Origin of the sequence: Mastigocladopsis repens PCC 10914 (genome assembly GCF_000315565.1) — a bacterium.
GTDB classification, from domain to species: Bacteria; Cyanobacteriota; Cyanobacteriia; order Cyanobacteriales; family Nostocaceae; genus Mastigocladopsis; species Mastigocladopsis repens.
In genome coordinates this window covers 4,493,561-4,502,043 of the sequence record NZ_JH992901.1, presented here as the reverse complement: position 1 = coordinate 4,502,043, position 8,483 = coordinate 4,493,561, and the positions used below count along the sequence as shown (strand labels likewise).

Here is an 8,483-nt window from a genome sequence, read left to right as displayed (position 1 = left end):
TCTCACCGTTGGCTCCACACTCCCCACAAGGAGTGTTTCAATGCCTCCCACCTATCCTGCGCAAGCCAAGCCCGGACCCAATTCCAGGCTACAGTAAAGCTTCATAGGGTCTTTCTGTCCAGGTGCAGGTAGTCCGTATCTTCACAGACATTCCTATTTCGCCGAGTCTCTCTCCGAGACAGTGCCCAGATCGTTACGCCTTTCGTGCGGGTCGGAACTTACCCGACAAGGAATTTCGCTACCTTAGGACCGTTATAGTTACGGCCGCCGTTCACCGGGGCTTCGGTCGTCAGCTTCAGGGTTTCCCCCTGACCAACTTCCTTAACCTTCCGGCACTGGGCAGGCGTCAGCCCCCATACTTCCTCTTACGAGTTGGCGGAGACCTGTGTTTTTGGTAAACAGTCGCCTGGGCCTCTTCACTGCGACCCACTTGCGTGGGTACCCCTTCTTCCGAAGTTACGGGGCCATTTTGCCGAGTTCCTTAGAGAGAGTTATCTCGCGCCCCTTGGTATTCTCTACCCCCCCACCTGTGTCGGTTTGCGGTACGGGTATGAAGTTTTCATCACATCCACAGCTTTTCTTGGCACTATTCTCTCCACGCGACCTCCGTAGAGGTCTCCCAATCCAGTCAGGGTGTGGCCTACCTTCATGCGCACTCTGAATGCTCCCACTTCATAGTCAGGGATTTTTGACCCTGTGTCCATCGACTACGCCTTTCGGCCTCGCCTTAGGTCCCGACTCACCCAGAGTGGACGAACCTGGCTCTGGAACCCTTGGGGTTTCGGGGCATTGGATTCTCACCAATGTTTGCGCTACTCAAGCCGACATTCTCACTTCCGTTTCGTCCACACCTGCTTGCCGCTAGTGCTTCTCTCTACTACGGAACGCTCCCCTACCGATTACAATGTAATCCCACAGCTTCGGTACATCGCTTAGTCCCGTTCATTTTCGGCGCAGGAGCGCTTGACCAGTGAGCTATTACGCACTCTTTCAAGGGTGGCTGCTTCTAGGCAAACCTCCTGGTTGTCTATGCACTCCCACCTCCTTTGCCACTTAGCGATGATTTTGGGACCTTAGCTGGTGGTCTGGGCTGTTTCCCTCTTGACGATGAAGCTTATCCCCCACCGTCTCACTGGTTGTGTGTTCATCTGGTATTCAGAGTTTGTCGAGATTTGGTACAGCTCTCGCCGCCCGCACCTCAACAGTGCTTTACCCCCAGACTGGAATCACAACCGCTGCGCCTCAACACATTTCGGGGAGAACCAGCTAGCTCCGGGTTCGATTGGCATTTCACCCCTAACCACACCTCATCCGCCGATTTTTCAACATCGGTCGGTGCGGACCTCCACTTGGTGTTACCCAAGCTTCATCCTGGACATGGTTAGATCACCCGGGTTCGGGTCTATAATCACTGATGCATCGCCCACTTCAGACTCGCTTTCGCTTTGGCTTCGGCATTCACCTTAACCTACCAGTGCTTATAACTCGCCGGCTCATTCTTCAACAGGCACGCGGTTAGACGTTTAATCGTCCTCCCACTGCTTGTAGGCTAATGGTTTCATGTTCTATTTCACTCCCCTCGTTGGGGTTCTTTTCACCTTTCCCTCGCGGTACTGGTTCACTATCGGTCACACAGTAGTATTTAGCCTTACGAGGTGGTCCTCGCTGATTCACATGGGATTTCCCGTGTCCCATGCTACTCGGGATACAGCTACTATCCTTAAGTTTTCGACTACAGGACTCTCACCTTCTTTGGTGCAGTTTTTCGCTGCTTCGTCTAACCGCTAGATTCGATATCGCTGTCCCACAACCCCAACAAGTTTACTCATTGGTTTAGGCTCTTCCCCTTTCGCTCACCACTACTTGGGGAATCTCTATTGATTTCTTTTCCTCCAGCTACTAAGATGTTTCAATTCGCTGGGTTGGCTCATACCTGTCTATATATTCAACAGGCTGTACTTGGGGTTCCCCCATTCGGACATCTCCGGATCTTACGCTTGCTTCCAGCTCCCCGGAGCTTTTCGTCGGTCACCACGTCCTTCTTCGCCTCTGTGTGCCTAGGTATCCACCATTAGCCCTTATTAGCTTGACCTTTTTTTTCGGCTTGGTTATTAGTTTTGTTTTTTCTCCTCTTCTGTGTCATTCACATAATGAGCAGAACTTTCTTCTAACTACCTGCTTCTATCGCTTCTCTATGCAGTTTTCAAGGTTCTTCGCTGGAGCTTTTTCCAGCAGCCGAATTTTTTGACTTCGGTGCTGAATTTTAACCCAATCTCTAGGTGGAGGTAAGGAGACTCGAACTCCTGACATCCTGCTTGCAAAGCAGGCGCTCTACCAACTGAGCTATACCCCCCTAAATCAGTTTTCAGTTACCAGTTACCAGTTATCAGCTTTTTGTTTTCTGACTCCTGTTCACTGTTTTTAGGTGGGCCATCCTGGACTCGAACCAGGGACCTCACCCTTATCAGGGGTGCGCTCTAACCACCTGAGCTAATAGCCCATTATCGAACCTTTTTATAGTTTGAAAGCTTCCTTAACTCTGGCGACCGACCTCGGGATTTCTGCAATGATGAACTCTGAATTCTCTATTCTCTTAATTCATCATTCAGTTGGGTCTCCCTAAAAAGGAGGTGATCCAGCCACACCTTCCGGTACGGCTACCTTGTTACGACTTCACCCCAGTCACCAGTCCTACCTTCGGCGTCCCCCTCTCCGAAAAGTTAGGGTAACGACTTCGGGCGTGACCAGCTTCCATGGTGTGACGGGCGGTGTGTACAAGGCCCGGGAACGAATTCACTGCAGTATGCTGACCTGCAATTACTAGCGATTCCACCTTCACGCAGGCGAGTTGCAGCCTGCGATCTGAACTGAGCCGTGGTTTCTGGGATTTGCTTGCGGTTGCCCGCTTGCTGCCCTTTGTCCACAGCATTGTAGTACGTGTGTAGCCCAGGACGTAAGGGGCATGCTGACTTGACGTCATCCCCACCTTCCTCCGGTTTGTCACCGGCAGTCTCTTTAGAGTGCCCAACTTAATGCTGGCAACTAAAAACGAGGGTTGCGCTCGTTGCGGGACTTAACCCAACATCTCACGACACGAGCTGACGACAGCCATGCACCACCTGTGTTCCGGCTCCCGAAGGCACTCCCCCCTTTCAAGGGGATTCCGGACATGTCAAGCCCTGGTAAGGTTCTTCGCGTTGCATCGAATTAAACCACATACTCCACCGCTTGTGCGGGCCCCCGTCAATTCCTTTGAGTTTCACAGTTGCCTGCGTACTCCCCAGGCGGGGTACTTAACGCGTTAGCTACGACACTGCCCGGGTCGATACGGGCAACGCCTAGTACCCATCGTTTACGGCTAGGACTACTGGGGTATCTAATCCCATTCGCTCCCCTAGCTTTCGTCCCTCAGTGTCAGTTGTGGTCCAGCAGAGCGCTTTCGCCACCGGTGTTCTTCCTGATCTCTACGCATTTCACCGCTACACCAGGAATTCCCTCTGCCCCTACCTCACTCTAGCTATGTAGTTTCCACTGCCTTTATTTGGTTAAGCCAAACTCTTTGACAGCAGACTTTCATTGCCACCTGCGGACGCTTTACGCCCAATCATTCCGGATAACGCTTGCATCCTCCGTATTACCGCGGCTGCTGGCACGGAGTTAGCCGATGCTTATTCCTCAGGTACCGTCAAGATTTCTTCCCTGAGAAAAGAGGTTTACAATCCAAGAACCTTCCTCCCTCACGCGGTATTGCTCCGTCAGGCTTTCGCCCATTGCGGAAAATTCCCCACTGCTGCCTCCCGTAGGAGTCTGGGCCGTGTCTCAGTCCCAGTGTGGCTGATCATCCTCTCAGACCAGCTACTGATCGTCGCCTAGGTGCGCTCTTACCACACCTACTAGCTAATCAGACGCGAGCTCATCTTCAGGCAATTAATCTTTTACCCATCGGCACATCCGGTATTAGCAGTCGTTTCCAACTGTTGTCCCGAACCTGAAGCCAGATTCTCACGCGTTACTCACCCGTCCGCCACTAACTCCGAAGAGTCCGTTCGACTTGCATGTGTTAAGCATACCGCCAGCGTTCATCCTGAGCCAGGATCAAACTCTCCGTTTTGATTCCTTCTGTACTTCCGTGTTTTACCACTTCTGTACGCTCATCGGCTGATTTTTTCCCCTCAGCCAGGGTTTTTACTATTTACTACCGCCAGCTTTAAGGTGTATACTAGCTTTCAAACTATAAGATTTTCAAGGTTCGCTGCCCTTGGCGTTCCCTTTGTTTGGTGTCCGCTCTTCAGGCACTTATCTAATATATCTATCCTCCTTTTGATTGTCAACTCTTTTTTTGCCGTTTTTGGAATTTTTTTTGAGAGTGCCCGAAACTGCTCGCTGTGACGGGTTTAGGCAAGAATGAGATATGCACTCTCGGTAATTAAGGAAGGGTAGTTGTGAATTTTCAGTCAGTAATAGCTATATTGCATAAGTTCTGGAGCGATCGCGGTTGCCTTATTGCCCAACCATACGACATTGAGAAGGGAGCAGGCACTAAAAATCCCCATACTTTTTTAAGAGCGCTGGGACCAGAACCGTGGGCTGTTGCTTACGTTGAACCTTGCCGTCGCCCTACTGACGGACGCTACGGGGAAAACCCCAATCGCTTCCAACACTATTACCAGTATCAAGTGCTGATTAAGCCTTCGCCAGATAACATTCAAGAGATTTATCTCGATTCCTTAAGGGCTTTAGGTATTCGTCCTGAAGACCATGATATCCGGTTTGTAGAGGACAACTGGGAAGATGCAACGGTGGGAGCTTGGGGTACTGGTTGGGAGGTATGGTTAGATGGGATGGAAATTACTCAGTTTACCTACTTTCAACAATGCGGTGGACTCGATTGTCGTCCGGTGTCGATTGAGATGACCTATGGCTTGGAGAGACTGACGATGTATCTCCAGGGAGTAGAAGCCATGACTAAGATTCACTGGACGGACAATATTACATATGGAGATGTTCACCTTCAGGGAGAGATTGAGCAGTGTGTTTACAACTTTGAAGCCTCAAATCCTGAGTTGCTGCTCGCATTATTTAATATGTACGAGCAGGAAGCACAGCAATTAACAGAACGTGGACTAGTGCTACCCAGCCTGGACTACGTGTTGAAGTGTTCCCACACGTTCAATTTGCTGGATGCGAGAGGAGTCATTGCTGTTACAGAAAGAACCCGCTACATTGCAAGAATTCGACATTTAGCGCGGAAGGTAGCGCAATTATATGTAGAACAACGAGAGAAGCTGGGTTTTCCGCTGTTGAACAAGCAATAAAGTGAGTAACAGTCAGTTTTATACAATGTAAAGGCGCACAGGTGCTAAGAAACCTTTGCGTCTTAGTATTTTTGCACTAGTAAAAACACTTATCTTGACAACTCTGCTTGGGACTCGTGGTGTGCTTGGATTATCCTAATAATCTTGCAGAACAAAAAAAGGTGTCTGAAGAATGACTAATCTGAGTGAAGTTCTAGAACCTATTGCCGCTTGGTTTCGGTCTCTGGGTGTTCCATACCCAATAGTACATTGGGGACATCCTGTAATGATGGCTATTGTAGTTTTTGTGATGGGTAGCTTTGTCGGATTGGTGGGTTGGAGAGGGCGACTTGTTGAGGATAAAGAAGTTGCAATAAAAAGTCGAAGTGAGCATCGCAAACTAGCGCCGTGGATGTTTTTATTTATGGCACTTGGTTATACAGGAGGGGTTTTGTCATTAGTCATGCAGCATCAGCCAATTCTGGAAAGCCCTCATTTTTGGACTGGCTCAATAGTGCTGTTAGTGTTACTTATTAACAGTGCAATTGCTTTCAGTGGATTTGCAGGTAATAAAGCGGCATTACGCACAGTTCATGCTTATTTGGGTAGCACAGCACTTTGTCTGTTGTTTCTACATGCTGCATTGGGTTTTAAATTGGGTATAAGTTTTTGATAAATCTATTGCCAAAATCTTTACGCACTAGCAGACTGGAAGTCTGGGGTTATACAAACAAAGCTCGTCTAAGCAGGTTAAACAAATGAAGTCTGCCTGCACTGAGTGAACCTGTATAACTACAGATCCAGGTATTTCTGTAAAAACTCTGATGATTCAGGCAAGTGGTGTCATAATCTGTCTTGGCTACATTCTAGGGTTACTGTTTACAGCAGTTCCGCAGGGTGGCTTTTGGGTATTAGGTTTGGGCGTAGTAGGAGCTATCTTTTTTGGAAGACGACGCCCTAATATACAAAAATCCCTTCAAAAAAAGGAAAATTCTCCAGCAAAAACGAAGACAGCACCCTCGTTACCGCAAACCACTCCTCACGCTAGAGTATGGCTCATTGCAGGTGTGCTGGGATTGTTAGCTAGCTTGTACTTTCAATTGCGAGTTCCCGAACCAGAAGCAAACGATATCAGTAAATTTGTCCCATCAGAAAATGCCAACAATCAAGAACAACTTTTTATTGTTCGCGGTGAGGTACTCAGTACACCCCGTATAACTCGTTCTGGGCGTGGACAATTGTGGTTACAAGCAACTCAGCTAGATGAAGTAAAAAATGACAATGGTTCAGCAGGTAGAACTAAAGGAGTCACAGGAAAGTTATATATAACTGTACCTTTACTTCAAGCTACTGGGTTACACCCCAGTCAACAAATTGCTGTCACTGGCGTGTTGTACAAACCACAACCACCATCAAATCCTGGTGCTTTCGATTTTCAAAAGTTTCTTCAACAAGAAGGTGCTTTTGCTGGTGTGAGTGGACGCCAGGTCAATATTCTGGATGAAGGAGATAAATGGGGATGGTGGAAAGTTCGCCAACGAATTGTGCGATCGCAAGTTCGCTGGTTAGGTATCCCTGAAGGTCCGCTGGTTAGTGCAATGGTTTTGGGTAGCAAAGTTGTTGATTTACCCTACGATACCCGAGACCGATTCGTGCAGGTGGGACTAGCTCATGCAATAGCCGCCTCAGGGTTTCAAACATCCTTAATTTTGGGTGTTGTACTAGGGTTGACATCGAAAGCGAAAAAAGGAACCCAAATTACACTTGGCAGCATAGCTCTCATTCTGTTTCTAACTCTAACAGGTTTGCAACCATCCGTACTGAGAGCCGTCATTATGGGATTTGCTGCTCTCATTGGAATAGGATTGAAACGCAAAGTCAATCAGTTGGGATCACTGCTGGTTGCGGCAGTCCTATTATTGTTATTTAATCCTTTATGGATTTGGGATTTAGGATTTCAACTCAGTTTTTTGGCAACAATAGGGTTAATCGTGACAGTATCTCCAATAACAAAACGTTTGGAATGGTTGCCACCAGTCATTGCATCTTCAATTGCAGTTCCCCTAGGCGCTGCAATTTGGACATTACCCCTACTATTATATGTTTTTAGTGTAGTAGCAATTTACACTTTACCAGTCAATATCATTTCCACCCCATTAATTTCTGTCATCAGTATCGGTGGAATGGTGAGCGCCTTAGTAAGCTTAATTGTTCCTGAAGTAGGAAGTACTTTGGCTAATTTGTTATATCATCCAACTCATTGGCTGCTACAGTTGGTGGAATTTTTTGCCACCTTACCAGGAAGTACAGTTGCTGTTGGTAGCATATCCATTGGTCAAATGGTAGCAATATATGCATTAATCATTTTGACTTGGTTAGCACGTTGGTGGCAAAAGCGGTGGTGGTTTGCTGGTATGGTCGCCTTGGGTTTGGTCTTCATTCCAGTTTGGCATTCTGCAAACACCCTGTTTCGGGTAACAGTGCTAGCAGCTGGTGAGGAACCAGTTTTAGTGATTCAAGACCAAGGAAAGGTAACACTTATTAATAGTGGGGATGAAGGTACAGGACGCTTCACTATACTGCCGTTTTTACAACAGCAAGGTGTCAATAAAATAAATTGGGCAATTGCTTCTGATTTCCAACATACTGGTAATAGTGCATGGTTGGAGGTATTACAACGGTTGCCAATTGGAGTTTTCTCTGACTATTCTCCCACGTCTGAAAATCACATGACCAGTCAAGTCATTCAAAAAGAAGTACAAAAGGTTAAGGGAATTTACCAACCTTTGTCAGTTGGTCAAACTGTCAGTACTGGTTCGGCGATCGCGCAATTAATCAATGACCAATTGCCTATCTTACAGTTGCAAATTTTAGGGCAAAATTGGTTGTTAGTGGGTGAACTCAAAACAACTGAACTGTATCAGCTATTGAAAACTGGAAGCTTACCTCGTCCACAAGTGCTGTGGTGTTCTGGTCAGTCTTTAAAAGAATTAATTCCTGCCTTACAACCACAAGTGGCGATCGCAACAAGCACCAACCTTGACCAAAAAACGCTATCTGAATTAAGCCAAAGTCAAACAAAACTGTTCTTTACAGGCAGAGACGGTGCTATCGAGTGGACACCCAACGGACAGTTTAAAACATTTATCCAGGCAGCAGAAAATAAAACATCTGTTTTGTAAAAAAATA

Annotated in this window: 3 protein-coding genes, 2 tRNA genes, 1 rRNA gene and 1 other annotated feature; of the genes, 3 read left to right on the top strand and 3 right to left on the bottom strand. The window is 47.3% G+C overall.

Going from position 1 to position 8,483, the window contains the following annotated elements; genetic code table 11:
• Positions 1–153: 153 nt before the first annotated feature.
• Positions 154–2,078: a sequence feature (23S ribosomal RNA rRNA prediction is too short), on the bottom strand.
• Between the two features lie 202 nt (positions 2,079–2,280).
• From MAS10914_RS0122010 to MAS10914_RS0122000, 3 genes are all read right to left on the bottom strand, one after another.
• Positions 2,281–2,353: transfer RNA gene (locus MAS10914_RS0122010), tRNA-Ala, on the bottom strand.
• 73 nt (positions 2,354–2,426) lie between these two features.
• Positions 2,427–2,500, bottom strand: a tRNA-Ile gene (locus MAS10914_RS0122005).
• A gap of 123 nt (positions 2,501–2,623) precedes the next feature.
• Positions 2,624–4,111 (bottom strand): 16S ribosomal RNA (locus MAS10914_RS0122000).
• A 331-nt stretch (positions 4,112–4,442) separates the two neighbouring features.
• On the opposite strand from MAS10914_RS0122000, the gene glyQ reads away from it, so the two are divergent.
• The 3 genes from glyQ (at position 4,443) to MAS10914_RS0121985 (ending at position 8,476) form a co-directional block, all read left to right on the top strand.
• Positions 4,443–5,315 (top strand): glycine--tRNA ligase subunit alpha, encoded by an 873-nt coding sequence (glyQ, locus tag MAS10914_RS0121995; protein ID WP_017318108.1) that lies wholly within the window; start codon positions 4,443–4,445, stop codon positions 5,313–5,315.
• A gap of 172 nt (positions 5,316–5,487) precedes the next feature.
• Positions 5,488–5,967, top strand: coding sequence for a DUF4079 domain-containing protein (locus tag MAS10914_RS0121990; RefSeq protein ID WP_017318107.1), 480 nt, complete (start codon positions 5,488–5,490; stop codon positions 5,965–5,967).
• A 151-nt stretch (positions 5,968–6,118) separates the two neighbouring features.
• On the top strand, positions 6,119–8,476 hold the full coding sequence (locus tag MAS10914_RS0121985) for a ComEC/Rec2 family competence protein (RefSeq protein WP_017318106.1): 2,358 nt from the start codon (positions 6,119–6,121) through the stop codon (positions 8,474–8,476).
• Positions 8,477–8,483: the final 7 nt, after the last annotated feature.

Coding starts and splice junctions, on each gene's coding strand:
- MAS10914_RS0121990 (WP_017318107.1), top strand. CDS start 5,488: ATGACTAATCTGAGTGAAGTTCTAGAACCTATTGCCGCTTGGTTTCGG.
- MAS10914_RS0121985 (WP_017318106.1), top strand. CDS start 6,119: ATGATTCAGGCAAGTGGTGTCATAATCTGTCTTGGCTACATTCTAGGG.